The sequence below is a fragment of the Gemmiger sp. genome (assembly GCF_057431175.1).
In genome coordinates this window covers 22914-37695 of sequence record NZ_DBMDDV010000030.1, presented here as the reverse complement: position 1 = coordinate 37695, position 14782 = coordinate 22914, and the positions used below count along the sequence as shown (strand labels likewise).

11 protein-coding genes are annotated in these 14782 nt (G+C 60.6%); 9 read left to right on the top strand and 2 right to left on the bottom strand.

Going from position 1 to position 14782, the window contains the following annotated elements:
* The 3 genes from ACZO0A_RS10555 to ACZO0A_RS10545 all read left to right on the top strand — a co-directional run.
* On the top strand, positions 1–544 hold a 544-nt coding region (locus ACZO0A_RS10555; RefSeq protein ID WP_486846299.1), incomplete at its 5' end, for a pyrroline-5-carboxylate reductase family protein.
* Between the two features lie 3 nt (positions 545–547).
* Entirely contained in the window at positions 548–1312 is a 765-nt protein-coding gene (gene proB, locus ACZO0A_RS10550) for a glutamate 5-kinase (RefSeq protein WP_291212485.1), read from the top strand.
* Positions 1313–1324: 12 nt separating this feature from the next.
* Positions 1325–2617, top strand: coding sequence for a glutamate-5-semialdehyde dehydrogenase (locus ACZO0A_RS10545; protein WP_302376044.1), 1293 nt, complete (start codon positions 1325–1327; stop codon positions 2615–2617).
* 108 nt (positions 2618–2725) lie between these two features.
* On the opposite strand, the gene ACZO0A_RS10540 is transcribed toward ACZO0A_RS10545, so the two are convergent.
* Positions 2726–4846, bottom strand: coding sequence for a GH25 family lysozyme (locus ACZO0A_RS10540; protein WP_302376045.1), 2121 nt, complete (start codon positions 4844–4846; stop codon positions 2726–2728).
* Positions 4847–5042: 196 nt separating this feature from the next.
* Positions 5043–6131 carry a DUF3810 domain-containing protein gene (locus ACZO0A_RS10535; protein WP_291231782.1) on the bottom strand — a complete coding sequence of 363 codons (1089 nt, stop codon included), beginning with the start codon at positions 6129–6131 and terminating at the stop codon, positions 5043–5045.
* A gap of 254 nt (positions 6132–6385) precedes the next feature.
* Between ACZO0A_RS10535 and ACZO0A_RS10530 the strand changes: the two genes are divergently transcribed.
* The 6 genes from ACZO0A_RS10530 (at position 6386) to ACZO0A_RS10505 (ending at position 14768) form a co-directional block, all read left to right on the top strand.
* Positions 6386–8845, top strand: a complete 2460-nt coding sequence (locus ACZO0A_RS10530; protein ID WP_291231781.1) for a hypothetical protein — start codon at positions 6386–6388, stop codon at positions 8843–8845.
* A 206-nt stretch (positions 8846–9051) separates the two neighbouring features.
* Positions 9052–10215: a LegC family aminotransferase gene (locus ACZO0A_RS10525; RefSeq protein WP_291231780.1), complete on the top strand. Its 1164-nt coding sequence runs from the start codon at positions 9052–9054 to the stop codon at positions 10213–10215.
* Positions 10216–10423: 208 nt separating this feature from the next.
* The gene (locus ACZO0A_RS10520; RefSeq protein WP_291231779.1) at positions 10424–11473 is read left to right on the top strand and encodes a nucleotidyltransferase family protein; all 1050 of its coding nucleotides are present in this window, start codon (positions 10424–10426) and stop codon (positions 11471–11473) included.
* Between the two features lie 136 nt (positions 11474–11609).
* Positions 11610–12605, top strand: coding sequence for an N-acetylneuraminate synthase (neuB, locus tag ACZO0A_RS10515; RefSeq protein ID WP_291231778.1), 996 nt, complete (start codon positions 11610–11612; stop codon positions 12603–12605).
* Position 12606: 1 nt separating this feature from the next.
* Positions 12607–13794, top strand: coding sequence for a UDP-N-acetylglucosamine 2-epimerase (neuC, locus tag ACZO0A_RS10510; protein WP_291231777.1), 1188 nt, complete (start codon positions 12607–12609; stop codon positions 13792–13794).
* Positions 13791–14768, top strand: a complete 978-nt coding sequence (locus ACZO0A_RS10505) for a Gfo/Idh/MocA family protein (protein WP_302376048.1) — start codon at positions 13791–13793, stop codon at positions 14766–14768. The genes neuC and ACZO0A_RS10505 overlap by 4 nt, the downstream gene beginning before the upstream one ends.
* Positions 14769–14782 lie beyond the last annotated feature (14 nt).

The following is a 14782-nucleotide window of genomic DNA, read 5'->3' as shown; positions in this document are numbered from 1 at the left end:
GAGTTGCTCCCCGATTTTCTTTAACTTGTTGTTTACCAGATGCGAAGCGTTTTTGTATTGTCTCCGTTTGTCCCGGTCCATGTCGCGGATGATGGGCAACACCCCCGTGGCGCTGGGCGACGGCATGATCCAGTATTGCTCTGACGATGTGGAGCCGGACAAGCTGAACGAATGGCTCACCGCCATGGCCCCCGCGGGCCGTTTGGACGCCGTCCCGGAAAGCCTGATCGACGCCGCCAGCGCGGTGTCCGGCTGCGGCCCGGCCTGGGCGTACCAGTTCATTGAAGCCCTGGCCGACGGCGGCGTGGCGGCTGGTCTGCCCCGCGCCAAGGCGCAGGAGTACGCCGCCCAGATGCTTTTGGGCAGCGCCCGCATGGTGCTGGAAACCGGCAAGCACCCCGGCGAGCTGAAAGACGCCGTGTGCAGCCCCGGCGGGTCGACCATCCAGGGCGTGCGCCTGTTGGAGGAACGCGCCTTCCGCGGTGCCGTGACCGACGCCGTTTTGGCAGCGTATGAGAAAACGAAGGATTTGGGGAAGAAGTAAATTATGCGTATCGTCGTTAAAGTAGGCACCAGCACGCTGGCACACCCCAGCGGGCTGCTCAACATCCGCCACACCGAGGATTTGGTCAAGGTGTGGAGCGATATCCAGAACGCCGGGCATCAGCTTATTGTCGTGTCGTCGGCGGCTACCGGCCTGGGCGTCGGCAAACTGCAAATCGAAAAGCCCAGCGACATCATTACCAAGCAGGCCGCCGCAGCCGTGGGCCAGTGCGAGCTGATGTACACCTACGACCGGCTGTTCGGCCAGTACAACCACACCGTGGCGCAGATGCTGCTGACCTGGGAGGATTTCGACCACGAAAACCGCCTGCGCAACCTGCAAAACACGCTGGAACGTCTTTTGCAGCTGCACACAATCCCCATCATCAACGAGAACGACCCCATTGCCTGCGAGGAATATTCCCTGGGCGACAATGACACACTGGCCGCACTGGTGGCAACGTGCATCCACGCCGACCTGGTCGTGCTGATGTCCGACATCGACGGCCTGTACACCGCCGACCCCCACACCCACCCCGACGCGAAGCTCATCCCGGTGGTGGAAGAAATCACCCCCGAAATTGAAATGCTGGCGGGCGGCGCAGGTTCGTCCCTGGGCACCGGCGGCATGCTGACAAAAGTCATCGCTGCCAAGCGTGCCACCGCCGCGGGCGTGGACATGATCATCACCAACGGTGCCCACGCCGAGGTGCTGTACGATATCGTTGAGGGCAAGCCGGTTGGCACCCGCTTTGCAGGCCACAAGTAAGGGAGGTTCCCCATGACCACACAGGAAATTTTGCAGGCCGCCCAGGGCGCAAAAATGCCGCTGGCACTGGCCGATGCCGACACGAAAAACGCCGCGCTGGAGGCCATGGCCGTGGCGCTGATTGCCGCCAGTGACAAGATTTTGGAAGCAAACCAGCGCGACCTGGACGCTGCCCGGGGCCGCGTGAGCGACGTAATGCTGGACCGCCTGGCCCTGACCCCCAGCCGTCTGACCGACATGGCAAAGGGTATGCGCGAGGTCGCCGCCCTGCCGGATCCGGTGGGCGCAGTGCTGCGCAAAATTGTGCGCCCCAACGGTCTTATTATTGAAAAGACTGCTGTGCCGATGGGCGTTATCGCCATTATTTACGAGAGCCGCCCCAACGTCACCAGCGACGCCGCTGCCCTGGCTATCAAGGCGGGCAGCGCCTGCATTTTGCGCTGCGGCCGCGACGCCTGGGCCAGCTGCCACGCCATCGTGGAGGCCCTGCGCGCGGGCCTGCGCAAAGCCCGCCTGCCGGAGTGTGCGGTAAGCCTGCTGTCGGACACCTCCCACGCCAGCGCCAACGAGCTGATGACTGCCGACGGCCTGGTCGATTTGCTGATTCCCCGCGGCGGCGCGGGGCTGATCCGCGCCTGTGTTGAGAACGCGACGGTGCCCTGTATCCAGACCGGCACCGGCATCTGCCACGTCTACGTGGACAAAGCCGCTGACCTGGAAATGGCGGTGGACATCGTGGAAAACGCCAAGACCAGCCGCCCCAGCGTCTGCAACGCCGAGGAAACGCTGCTGGTTCACAAGGACGTTGCAGCGCAGTTTTTTCCGATGTTAAAGACCCGCCTGGTGGACGGCCGCGCCGCCGCCGGCTTAACGCCGGTGGAGCTTCACCTGGACACCCAGGCCGCCGCCATCATCGACGGTGTGCCTGCCGCGCCGCAGGATTTTGACACGGAATATCTGGACTACAAGCTGAGCGTGGCCGTGGTGGACGACGTGGACGCAGCGATTTTGCACATTGCCAGGCATTCCACCCACCACAGCGAGGCCATCATCACGGCGGACGCCGAGGCAGCGGCGCGGTTCACGGCCTGTGTGGACAGCGCAGCGGTCTACGTGAACGCCAGCACCCGCTTTACCGACGGCGGCGAGTTTGGTCTGGGCTGCGAAATGGGCATCAGCACCCAAAAGCTGCACGCCCGCGGCCCCATGGGGTTGGCTGAGCTGTGTACCTACAAGTACATAATCCACGGCAGCGGCCAGACAAGAGGCGGCAGCAGCGCAAAGATGAGCTGCTACACAAAGTAAAAGTACCCTTGCGTTCATCACAAACACAAGGGTGATCCGTTTATCAAAGAACTTCCCCCTGCTCGCGCAGTGCTGCGCAAGCAGGGGGAAGTTCTATTCTATTTGGTTTTATCCAATGTTCATATCCACAGGCCGGGAGATACCCTTGACACTGCCGGAGCCGGTGTACTGCCAGATGTTGTACTTGTAGCTGAAGCTCAGCGTGTCGCGGTACTGGGCGATCCAAATGTTGTACTTGCTGATGTTCGCAAAGTTCAGCGCGTTGTAGAACCAGCTTGCGTAGGAGTAAACGCCCGCGCTGTACCCGGAGTTGCGGATCGTCTCGCAGAAAGCGACGGCGCAGGCCGTGCGCTCGGCGGCGCTGATGGCGTTGGCGCGGCCGCCCGCAACGCTCTCGGTGTCGTAGTAGACGCCCAGCGGCAGGCTGTACCCGCCCACCAGGCTCAACACCATGCTGGCCTCCTCAACGGCTTCCTGCTCGTTGATGGCCTGGCTGTAAAAGTAGACGCCGACTTTCAGGCCCGCGTTGATAGCGCCCTGGATGTTGGCGCGGTAGGTCGAATCCTCGACCAGTGCGCCGCTGCCGTAGCCGCGGTAGCCGCAGCGGATGATGGCAAACGTGATGCCGTCGGCCTTGACGGCGTTCCAATCAATGCTGCCCTGGAACTTGGAAACGTCGATGCCGCGGGCCGTGCGGTTCAGCGCACCGTCCGCCCCGAAGGTGTAAACGTCGCCCTGGATGACCTGCTGTCCGGTGACGGGCTGGTGGGTCGTCGGGTCATAATAGTACGTCACGCCGTCAATTTCCTGCCATCCGGTGTACTGGTACACGGTGCCGTCGGAACTGGTCACGTCAAAGCCGTAGCTCGCCAGATCCTTGGCCTCGATATTGTCAGGCCAGCCCGCCGTGGGATCCGGCGTGGCGGTGGGGGCCTCGGTCGGGGCCGGGGTGTTCGTGGGGGCGGCCGTCGGTTCGGGCGTCGCCGTCACTTCCGGTGTAGGCTCGGCGGTTGGTTCTGCCGTCGGCTCTGCGGTGGGCTCGGCAGTAGGCTCTGCCGTCGGTTCCGGAGTGGGAGCCTCGGTGGGAGCGGGCGTCTCCTCGGCGACGGAGACCGCCTCATCCCCCTCCTGCACGGCGGGTTCATCGGCGCGGTGTGCCCACGCCATGCGGGTGTTGGCCGCGCCCAGCAGCTGAATGGAATCCGCTGCGCCGGGCAGCCAGGCAGAAGTGTTCGTGTTGGCCGCGTAGTTTGGGTCGCGGGTCGCGCCGATCAGATCCCGCGTGCCGTCCTGGTAGACGGGCAGATAGGGGGTCTCGGTGCCGTCGGCCAGCAGCAGGTGGCCGCTGCTGCTCAACTTGGCCGTGTAAGTAGTTTTGGTGCCGGTCTCGGTCTTGTCGCTCTCGGCATAGGTAACCGTGTCAGTCACTTCCTCGACGATGGGCGCGGAACCTGCGTTGCTGACGCCGGAATCCTCGGCACTCTCGTTGACCTGGCTTGCCTGGACGATCTTTTCCTTGACAGCCTGTACATCCGCCTTGTAGACGACCTTTTCCTTCACAGTTACAGTCTGGGCCTCGGGGGTGGTGTAGCCTTCGATGGGCTGCAGGGCCAGCGTGTAGTCGCCGGGTTCCACGTCCTCGGCCAGGGCGGTGCCGGTCTCGGGGTCAAGCGCGTAGTCGGTGGCGTTGCCCTTGGCGTCGGTCAGGGTGATGGTGCCCTCAACGCCCAGCAGCGGGGTCTTTTCCTGCTCGTCGTCCTCGGTCGGGGCGGCGGTGGGCGTCGGGGTCGGGGTGGCGGTCGCCTTTGGCGTGGCCGTGGGTTTAGCCCCGGACGCCGCCGCCGCGCCAGCCTTGGGCGACGCAGACGGCAGAGCCGTGGGTTCCGGCGTTGCTGTGGCTTCGGGCAGCGGGTCCACGTAGAGCGTCACGCCGACGTCCTGCTGCACGACGGTGGCCTCCATGGTCAGGGTGCGGTCCGGCACCGGCGTAGGGCTGGGCGTGGGGGACGGCGACGGCGTGGGCGTGGCTGCCGTTTCCGGTGTGGCGGTCACGACCGGGGCCGGGGTGGCCGTGGGCAGGTTGAACGGCGTAACGCCCGCCGCGAACGCGCCCAAGCCGATGCTGGCCGTCAGCGCGACAGCCGTGCCGCCCGCCGCCAGCTTATACAGCGGCAGCCGCGCAAACGTGCTGCCCGAGAAATACCGCATGGGATTCTTTTTATTAAACATTCCTGTTCCTCACAGTTTAAAATTCTAAATTGCTATACCATAAATCATACCATGAAAAAAGCCCCCACCGCAAGGGGGCGAGGGGCGAAAAATGCGCTGAAAAACGCCGAAATTTTCAACATCCGGGTGGGCCGTTTGTTAAGAATTGTGATATTGTGGAAACAACTTTCCGGGCATCTAGCGGTGCGGGGCACTGTCAATCGCAAGAAGTTGTATTGGTCAAAAATTCTTCCACAAGCAGATCCACGCACGCACCATAGCTGCGCATACCCAGGTCCTGGCCGTACCCCTGCAAAAAGGTCGTGTAGACTTTTTCGCCCGTCTGCTTGACCGGGCCTTCCCACTGCTTCCAGTAGGCGTTGTTGGCGGCCAGGTCGGCGCGGGCCTCGGCGCAAAGGGTCTGGTAGCTGGCCGCTGCCAGCGCGGGGTCAGCCTCGTACAGCGCGTTGGACAGGTGCAGGTAGCCAAACAGCCAGCCGGAGTAGGCGTAGTCGGCGTTGGCGCTGGCCGTGGCCGCCATGACGCCGACGAAGTTTGCCTCCTGCTCGGCCGCTACGCCGCGCTGGTGGGCCAACTCGTGGGCGATCGTCACCGGCAGGAACACCGCCGGGCTGTCCACGTTGAGGGTGCTCTCCCCCACCAGCGGGCAGAGATATCCGGTGAAGCCCCAGGCGCTCATGAGTTTGGAGTAGATGGCGGGCTTGGGGCGGCGCTCCGGCCCGGCCAAAAACGGCCAGCGCTCGGTCAGCGGGTCGTACAGATGGGCGCACCCGGCAAAGATTTCGGTTTTGTCGGTGGCAAACACGCCGCTTTCGTCCCGCTGCACCAGCGGGGCCGCCGCGTTGACTTTGTCGGCAAAGTAGTCGGTCACAGCGGCCAGTTCCCCGGTGCTGACGGGCGGGGCGGTCATGCCCGCGCGGGCGGCAAAATTCGTGCCATAATACTGCGTGCCCCACAGTGCGCAGACCCCCGCGTACCCCCAGACCAGCAGCACGGCCATATGCAGCGCCCAGGCCGCCAGCCTGCGGCGGCGCACGGCGCGGACCAGCAGCACCAGTGCCCCGACGATGAGCACCGTTGCGCCCAGCTCGCACGCGCTGAACGGGAGCGGGTCTACTATAAAGGAAAGGCCGCGCTTGACGGGCATCGAAACATATGTGAGCCACCAGTCCATAGCGGCGGTGCTGCGGCGGGCGACATAGAACAGCCCCCACGCCGCGAAGCCCACGGCAAGGGCCAGCAGGCCCGCGCGGTGGCGGCAGGCCCAGCGGCAGATTTTTTTCATGCAGAACGCCCCCTGGTTTTTGTACCCATTATAAAGGAAAGCATTGCCGGGTGCAAGGCGTCTTTTTGTGTTCAATTTGTTATGATGCAACAACGCGTTTTTTCTGTTTTGCACAAATCAGCCTCGGGTTCTTTTGCACAAGTGAAAATTTACGCGAAATATACACAAAATGCCCACATTGTCGTTGACATTCACCCCCCCCGGTGTAAAATTTAGGTATCGTTAAATTTTATAAGGAGAAAGGAAAGCGAACGATGAGAAAACAGACCCATTTTAAAAAGGTCGTTTCCTTCGCATTGGCCGCCGCCATGGCAGTGTCCGTGTGCACTGCCGCGCTGGCGGACGAAGCGACAAACGGAGCGACGAAAGAAGCCGCTGCCTCTGCGCAGATTGAAACCCAATCTGATGGGGAGACGAAAGACAAGGCCGTCATGTTGACAGGAGCGGCCGACCCGCAGGATGCGAATGTTGCTTATGTTGATAATGACACCAACAAGGCCTACAAAACCCTGCAAGATGCTATCACTTACGCGGCGGACCAGGTCGTTCTTACGAGCGATGTGACGGAAAGCGTCACGATTCCCGCGGGCAAAAGCATTCAGTTGAATTTGAATGACCACAAGATTACGAATACGGCTGGCAAGCATACCATTACCAACAACGGCACGCTGACGATTGCCGGAAACGGTACGGTGGATAACGTCAGCCATGGCCGTGCGGCACTGTACAACGAGAAAGATGCTACTGCTATCGTTGAGAGTGGCACCTTCACCCGCAGCCAGGAGGCTGGCACCCCCAGCGGCAACGGCGGCAACAGTTGGTACGTCGTGTACAACGATGGCACACTGACTTTTAACGGTGGCACCGTGGAAGCTACCGGTGAATTCTCGTCTCTGGTTGTCAGTGGTCAAAACAACGCCTCTGCTGTTATGACCATCAATAACGGTAATTTCAACAACGATTTCATTGTCATCAAGGCCGAGGGTGGTACCACAAACATCACGGGAGGTACTTTCAATTCTCCCGAGCAGACGCTTCAGAGTTGGGACAGCATTACGACTGTAACTGGCGGTACGCTCAATGGTGCCATTTCTTCTTGGGTATGGAAGAATTCGGCCACAAACGGCGTGACTATCAGTGGAGATGCCGTAATAAACGGTAATTTGACCGCTGCCAACTACGACAATAAATCCAGCATTGCATCGAGCATCACAATCAACGGTGGTAAAATCAATGGCGAACTGAAAAAGCGCAACATTGACGATGCAGCTGATGCAACCTATACTGGTGCCAAATTTGAAGTTACTGCTGGTACGTTCACCAAGAAGTTCAGCGCTTCTTATCTCGCAAGTGGTCTTGCTTTGAAAGAAAATGCTGACGGCACTTACACTGTTGGCGAAAAGACCGTTGACACCAAGCCCGCAGAGCCGGAAACCAAGGTTGAAGGTAACGTTGAGGATATCAAGTCCGAAAATGTTGATAAAAAGGACGTCGCAGGTGCAGCGGCCAGCACCACTATTACTGATAGCAAAGATGTTTCCGCAAGTGACGTCTCCGATGCCGTCAAGAATGCAGCCACCGTTAAAATTGGCGAAGAAGAAGTCAAGCTGAATGACGACAAAGTTGTTAGTGCGGCTAAAGACGCTATCACAGAGGCGGCAAAAGACCAAAGCTTTGACCCGGATGCAGCTACAAAAAATATCACCATTGTCGCTGTCCCCAAGCTGGTTGTTAAGCCGAAGGCTGCGGCCAACAATGATACCGATGTCAGCATGACCTTTGATATCAAGATGCTCTATGATGTCAAGGCGACTGTCGCTGATGATGTCAAAAGCATGACCGAATCCAACACCGTTACGCTGGAAAATGACAAGCCCATGCCCGAAGATCAGGTTCCTACCGTCGCCATCTCCCTCAATGTTTCCGCGTTGAAGATTCCCGAGGGCCAGAAGGTCTTTGTCCGTCACGTCAAAGAGGACGGCACTATCTACTATTATGAGACCGAGACGAAAACCGAGAACGGCATCGTCAAGACCATCACCTTCGTCAACCCCGACGGTTTCAGCGAGTTTACCGTTATGGCAAACAAGACCGTTACTGTCACCATCGATGGCAAGGAATACGCGCTCAGCGCCGCAGATATCGGCAAGGGTTTTGAGATTGCCAAGAAGGATTACTGCGATTGGAAGGGCGTTTCCTTCAAGGGCATTGAGGGCGTTTACACGACCCTGACCAAGGAACTGTACGACAAGGCGGCGAACGGCCAAAAGCTGGAAGGCACCAATGTCTTTGAGCAGGTCTGGTTCCCGCCGGAGGAGCCGACCCCGGCACCCACTGCCGCCCCGACGGCTACCCCCGCGCCGGTTGAGGCCGCGCCCGCTGCCACCGCTGCCCCGACGGCTACCCCCGCGCCGACCCCCGATGACAGCCAGTACTACACCTGCGTTGCCTGCGGCCATCACAACTGGACGGCCACGGCTGACGGCTACAAGTGCGACACCTGCGGCCATCTGGAGACGAAGCAGATCTCCGGCTGCAAGAACGTGAAAGGCACCTACGCCCCGACCGCTTCTTCTGCCAAGACTGCCGCCGCCACGGCCAGCACCATCCCGCAGACCAGCGATGAAATGCCGATCGTCCCGATTGCCATTATCGCCATCGCCGCCCTGCTGGGCCTGGGTGTGACTGCCTACATGAAGAAAAAGCAGAACTAAGATCGTTCTGAAATAAGCCAGCCGCCCCATGCACACCCGCGCATGGGGCGGTTGCGTTTTAAAGCCTCCCTTTGGCAAGGGAGGCTTTTCCAGCCCATTTTCTTCTTGCTCTCTCCCCGTAAAAGCGGTATAATAAAATAGAATATTTGTAGAATTCTGTCCACCGGGCAATTCCGGTGCGACTGCTGTATTATGGAGGCATTGTTATGTCTGGATTTATTCCTCTTTCTGTTCCGAATTTCGGCGTGCGCGAGGCCGAGCTGGCCGGACAGGCCATCACGTCGGGGTGGGTCTCCACCAGCGGCGGCAAAGTCACGGAGTTTGAGGAAGCGCTGGCCGCTTACGTGGGCATGCCCCGCGCCGTGGCCTGCAACTCCGGTACCAGCGCGCTGCATCTGGCCGCAATGGCGGCGGGCATCACCCGCGGGGATGAGGTAATCGTCCCGACGCTGACCTTCATCGCCGCCGTCAACCCGCTGACCCGCTATGTGGGGGCCGAGCCGATTTTTATTGGCTGCGACGACAGCCTGTGCATTGACCCCGACGCGGTGGAGGATTTCTGTGCGAACCACTGCGAGCTGCGCGGCGATAAGCTGTATAACAAAAAGACCGGTGCCCACGTCAAGGCGCTGGAAGTCGTGCATGTGTTCGGCAACATGGCCGATATGCCCCGCCTGACGGCCATTGCCAAGCGCTATCACCTGATTCTGATTGAGGATGCCACCGAGGCACTCGGTACCCGCTGCACCACCGGGCCGTTTGCCGGTAAGTTTGCGGGCACCATCGGCGATATCGGCTGTTACAGCTTCAACGGCAACAAGATCATCACCACCGGTGCGGGCGGTGCGGTCGTCTCCAACCACCCGGACTGGGCCGAGCACGCCAAGCATCTGTCCACCCAGGCCAAGGCCGACGTACTGCAATTTTTGCACGATGAGGTGGGCTACAACTACCGCATGACCAACGTGCAGGCCTGCCTGGGCCTGGCCCAGCTGGAGCGTTTGGAAGATTTTATCGCCCACAAAAAGGCGCTGTATGACCGCTATGCAGCCGCACTGGACGGCGTGAAGGGACTGCGCATTCTGCCTTTCCGTGAGGAGGAATGCCGCTCCAACCATTGGTTCTTCAGCCTGTATCTGGAAGATTCCGGCCTGGACCGCGACACCGTCATTGAGAAATTGCAGGCCCGGCAGATTCAGACCCGCCCGGTGTGGGCGCTGATCCACGAGCAGGCCGACTACCCCCGCAACGAGGCCTACGGCCTGGACAAGGCCCTGGCTTACCGCAAGTATATTGTCAATCTGCCCTGCTCCACCAACTTGAGCTTTGAGGACTGCGACCGCGTGATCGAAGCGGTGCTGGGGCTGTAAGACGTTTTGTAAGGGGCGGCATCCTCAACGCCCCGCCAAGGCTTCCCCCTTTGGGAGAAGCTGTCACCGAAGGTGACTGATGAGGGGCAGCCTTGCCGCTATTTCCCATCCACGGTCTGCTGCGGCACATCCGCCCCTCATCCGGCCCTTTGGGCCACCTTCCCCCAAGGGGGAAGGCTTTAAATAAACGTAAAAGGGGGATCCACCCTTGATACAAGTAGAAGAACTCTTTATTGAGCCGACCGCCACGGTGCTGGAAACGCTGCGCAAGCTGGACGTGACCGGCCAGCGCATTTTGTTCATTGCGCCGGAGGGCAAGCTGAAAGCCGTCATCACCGACGGCGATATCCGCAAGTTTTTTCTGCGCGGCGGCACGCCCGACCAGACCGTTGACCACGCCGCCAACTACCACCCGCTGAGCGTGCCGATAGCTGAGCGCGGCCGGGCGCGGGAGATTCTGCAAAAAAACTGCATCGACGCACTGCCGGTTTTAAACAAGCGCGGCGTCATCACCGATATCATCTTTGCCCACGGGCTGAATGTGGACAACCGCAAGCAGGTCGATATCCCGGTCGTGATGATGGCGGGCGGCCTTGGCACGCGGCTGTACCCCTACACCAAAATCCTGCCCAAGCCGCTGATTCCGGTGGGCGAGCAGCCCATTGCGGAGCTTATCATGGATCGTTTCCGGGACTTCGGCTGCCACGAATTCACAATGATCGTGAACTACAAAAAGGGCATGATCAAGTCCTACTTTGGCGAGCTGGAAAAGGATTACCGCGTGGATTTTGCCGATGAGGATGTGTTCATGGGTACCGGCGGCGGGCTGTGCCTGCTGAAAGGAAAAATCGACACGCCGTTCTTTTTCACCAACTGCGACACACTGCTGGATGTGGACTTCGGCGATATTTACGAGTACCATAAGTCTCACGGAAATCTTGTCACGATGATCTGCGCGTTCAAGCATTACACCGTGCCCTACGGCGTGGTGGAGCTGGGCGAGGACGGCAGCATTGCCGCCATGCGCGAGAAGCCCGAGTTGGACTTTTTGACGAACACCGGCGTTTACGTGGTGGAGCCGCGCGTGGTGGAGGAAATGCACGACGGTGAGTTCATCGGCTTCCCCGACGTGATCGAGCGCTACCGCCGGGCCGGGGAGAAGGTCGGCGTCTATCCCATCAGCGAGAGCAGCTGGATGGACATGGGCCAGCTGGAAGAACTGGAGAAAATGAGACGAAAGCTGGAAAATCAGCAGTAAATAAAAGCCTTCCCCTTTGGGGGAAGGTGGCGCGCAGCGCCGGATGAGGGGCAGCCTGCCGGAAGGCCCCCTCATCAGTCTGCTTTGCGGACAGCTTTTCCCCAAGGGGAGAAGCCACAGCGGAAGGAGTTTTAAAATGCCTGTAACCATCATTGCTGAGGCCGGGGTCAACCACAACGGCAGCCTGGAAATGGCCAAGGAAATGGCCCGCGCTGCCAAGGAGTGCGGCGCGGATATCGTCAAGTACCAGACCGCCGTGCCCGAGCTGGTCGTGAGCAAATTTGCAGAGAAGGCCGAGTATCAGAAGCAGACCACCGACGCCGCCGAGAGCCAGCTGGAAATGATCCGCAAGCTGCATTTCTCGTTTGAGGCGCACAAGGAGCTGAAAGAATACTGTGATTCCATCGGCATCCAGTATCTGTCCGCACCGTTCGATATCCCCAGCGTGCGGTTTTTGGGCACGCTGGGCCTGCCGCTCATCAAGATGCCGTCGGGCGAGATCACGAACCTGCCGTACCTGGAAGAAATGGCGAAATTACACACACCTGTGCTGCTTTCCACCGGCATGAGCACGCTGGATGAAATCACCGATGCACTGGGCGTGCTGGACGACGGCGGCTGCCCCGAGGTAACGGTGCTGCACTGCAACACCCAGTACCCCACCCCCTACGAGGATGCCAACCTGACCGCCATGCTGGAACTGTACGAGCAGTTTGGTCTGCCGGTGGGCCTGTCCGACCATACGCCGGGCTGGGAGTGCGACGTGGCCGCCGCCGTGCTGGGTGCGCAGGTCATTGAAAAACACTTCACGCTGGACAAATCCCTGCCCGGCCCCGACCAGAAGGCCAGCCTGGACCCGGCAGAGTTCAAGGCCATGGTGAACGCCGTGCGCCATGTGGAGGCCGCCCTGGGTGACGGCCACAAGCACCTGACCGCCAGCGAGGCCCCCAACAAGGCCATTGCCCGCAAGAGCATCGTCGCCGCGCGGGAAATCAAGGCGGGCGAGGTCTTCACCGAGGACAACCTGACCACCAAGCGCCCGGGAGATGGCATTTCCCCCATGCGCTGGCATGAAGTGCTGGGCCAGACCGCCAAGCGCGATTTTGCGGAGGATGAAAAAATTGAGGTGTGATATGCGCACCATCTGCATCGTTACCGCCACGCGGGCGGAATATGGGCTGCTGCGGCCTGTCGTGCAGAAGGTCGCGGCGTCCGATGAACTCGACTTGCAGCTTGTCGTGACGGGCGCGCACCTCTGCCCTCGGCTGGGCGAAACCGTACACGAAATCGAAAACGACGGTTTTCCCATCGCCGCACGCCTGCCAATTTTTACCGACGACGCCGACGAGCCGGTTGCCTGCACGATTGCACGCACTATCAACGTTTTTGACAGTTATTTTGCCGCCCACCGCCCCGACGCGGTGCTGCTGCTGGGCGACCGCTTTGAAATTTTCGCTGTGGCCGCCGCGGCCGCCGCGCGGCATATCCCCATTGCCCATATTTCGGGCGGCGACGTGACCTTGGGCGCAGCCGACGAATACTACCGCCACTGCATTTCCAAAATGGCGGCGGTGCATTTTCCGTCCTGCGCCGACAGCGCCGCGCGGCTCGTGCGCATGGGCGAAGCGCCCGACACCGTGTTCTGCGTCGGCGGGCTGGGGGATGAAAACATCCGCACCTTGCCCAAAATGAGCCGCGAAGAATTGTGCAAATCCACCGGGTTTGATTTGATGCAGCCCTTCGCGCTTGTGACCTACCACCCCGAGACTGCCCCCGACGCCGGGTCGCCCGCCGTGCAGGTACAAGCGCTGTGCAGCGCCATGGACAAGGTGGACAGCGTGTTCTGGCTTATCACCGGGTCGAACGCCGACGCAGGCGGGCAGGTCTGCACCGAGATGATGCAGGCGTTCGCCGCCTCGCACCCGGGCCGCGCGGGCTTTGTGCAAAGCCTGGGCCTGCGGCGGTATCTCTCCGCCATGGACTGCGCCGCACTGGTGGCGGGGAACTCGTCATCGGGCGTCGTCGAGACACCGACCTTTAAAGTGCCCACCGTCAACATCGGCAAGCGGCAGGCCGGGCGCATGGTCTGCGCAAACGTTCTCTGCTGCGTCCCCGACGCGGCGGCCATCGAGGCCACGATGCGCAAAGCCCTCTCCCCCGCCTTCGCCCCGGTGGCGGCAAGCGCCGTCAGCCCTTACGGCGGCGGCGACACCAGCGGAAAAATCTGCGCTGTATTGCAGCATTTTGACTTTACAAAATCCAAGGTTTTTTATGACGGCCCTGTGCCGGAATTTGACCCCCAAAGGAGCGTTTTGGTATGAAACTTCTCATCGTCGGTTTAGGCAGCATGGGCAAACGCCGCGCCCGGCTGACCAAGGGCATCGACGACGCCATCCAGATCGTCGGCGTGGACACCGCCGAGGGCCGCCGCGACGAGGCCAAGAACCTGGGTCTGGCGGACGCCGCCTATGCGACGATCGCCGAGGCCGTTGCCGCCGAGCACCCCGACGCCGCGCTGGTCTGCACTGCACCGCTGTCCCACGCCGCCGTCATCGGCGAGCTGCTGGACAACGACCTGCCGGTCTTTACCGAGCTGAACCTGGTCAGCGACGGCTACGCCGAGAACATGGCAAAGGCCGCCGCCAAAAACCTGCCGCTGTTTCTCTCCTCGACGATGCTGTACCGCCACGAGACGCAGTATATTAAACGTCAGGTCACTGAATTTGGCAAGCCTGTCCACTATATCTACCACATCGGGCAGTACCTGCCCGACTGGCACCCGTGGGAGAACTATAAGAATTTCTTCGTCGGCAACGCCCGCACCGGCGGCGTGCGGGAGATTTTCGGCATCGACCTGCCCTGGCTGCTGGATGCCTTCGGCGATGTGGAATCCGTCACCGTGCAGAAGGACACCTTGAGTGACTTAGGGCTCCCCTACCCCGACAGCGTGACGCTGCTGCTGCGCCATAAGGGCGGCGTGCAGGGCGTGCTGGCCGCCGACGTGGTCAGCCGCAAGGCCGTCCGCAGCTTTGAGTGCTTCGGCGATGGCATCCACCTTTTCTGGGAGGGCAACCCCAAGGCACTGTATGAGTTCCGCGATGGCGACAAGCAGCCGGTGGACACCTACGCCAGCTTTGAGCATGACAGCCGATACAGTGACAACATCGTCGAGAACGCCTATGTGGACGAACTGACGAACTTTTTCGGCGTCCTGAAGGGCGAGGAAAGCCCTAAGTGGAGCTTTGAGAAGGATTTGAAGGCCATTGCATTGATGGACCGGATTGAAAATTCGTAACCCGGCCCCTACAT

What these genes read in the sequence shown, in the direction of transcription:
- ACZO0A_RS10540 (WP_302376045.1), bottom strand. Translation starts at nt 4,846, where the DNA reads ATGTTTAATAAAAAGAATCCCATGCGGTATTTCTCGGGCAGCACGTTT.
- neuC (WP_291231777.1), top strand. Translation starts at nt 12,607, where the DNA reads ATGCGCACCATCTGCATCGTTACCGCCACGCGGGCGGAATATGGGCTG.
- proB (WP_291212485.1), top strand. Translation starts at nt 548, where the DNA reads ATGCGTATCGTCGTTAAAGTAGGCACCAGCACGCTGGCACACCCCAGC.
- ACZO0A_RS10530 (WP_291231781.1), top strand. Translation starts at nt 6,386, where the DNA reads ATGAGAAAACAGACCCATTTTAAAAAGGTCGTTTCCTTCGCATTGGCC.
- neuB (WP_291231778.1), top strand. Translation starts at nt 11,610, where the DNA reads ATGCCTGTAACCATCATTGCTGAGGCCGGGGTCAACCACAACGGCAGC.
- ACZO0A_RS10505 (WP_302376048.1), top strand. Translation starts at nt 13,791, where the DNA reads ATGAAACTTCTCATCGTCGGTTTAGGCAGCATGGGCAAACGCCGCGCC.
- ACZO0A_RS10525 (WP_291231780.1), top strand. Translation starts at nt 9,052, where the DNA reads ATGTCTGGATTTATTCCTCTTTCTGTTCCGAATTTCGGCGTGCGCGAG.
- ACZO0A_RS10535 (WP_291231782.1), bottom strand. Translation starts at nt 6,131, where the DNA reads ATGAAAAAAATCTGCCGCTGGGCCTGCCGCCACCGCGCGGGCCTGCTG.
- ACZO0A_RS10545 (WP_302376044.1), top strand. Translation starts at nt 1,325, where the DNA reads ATGACCACACAGGAAATTTTGCAGGCCGCCCAGGGCGCAAAAATGCCG.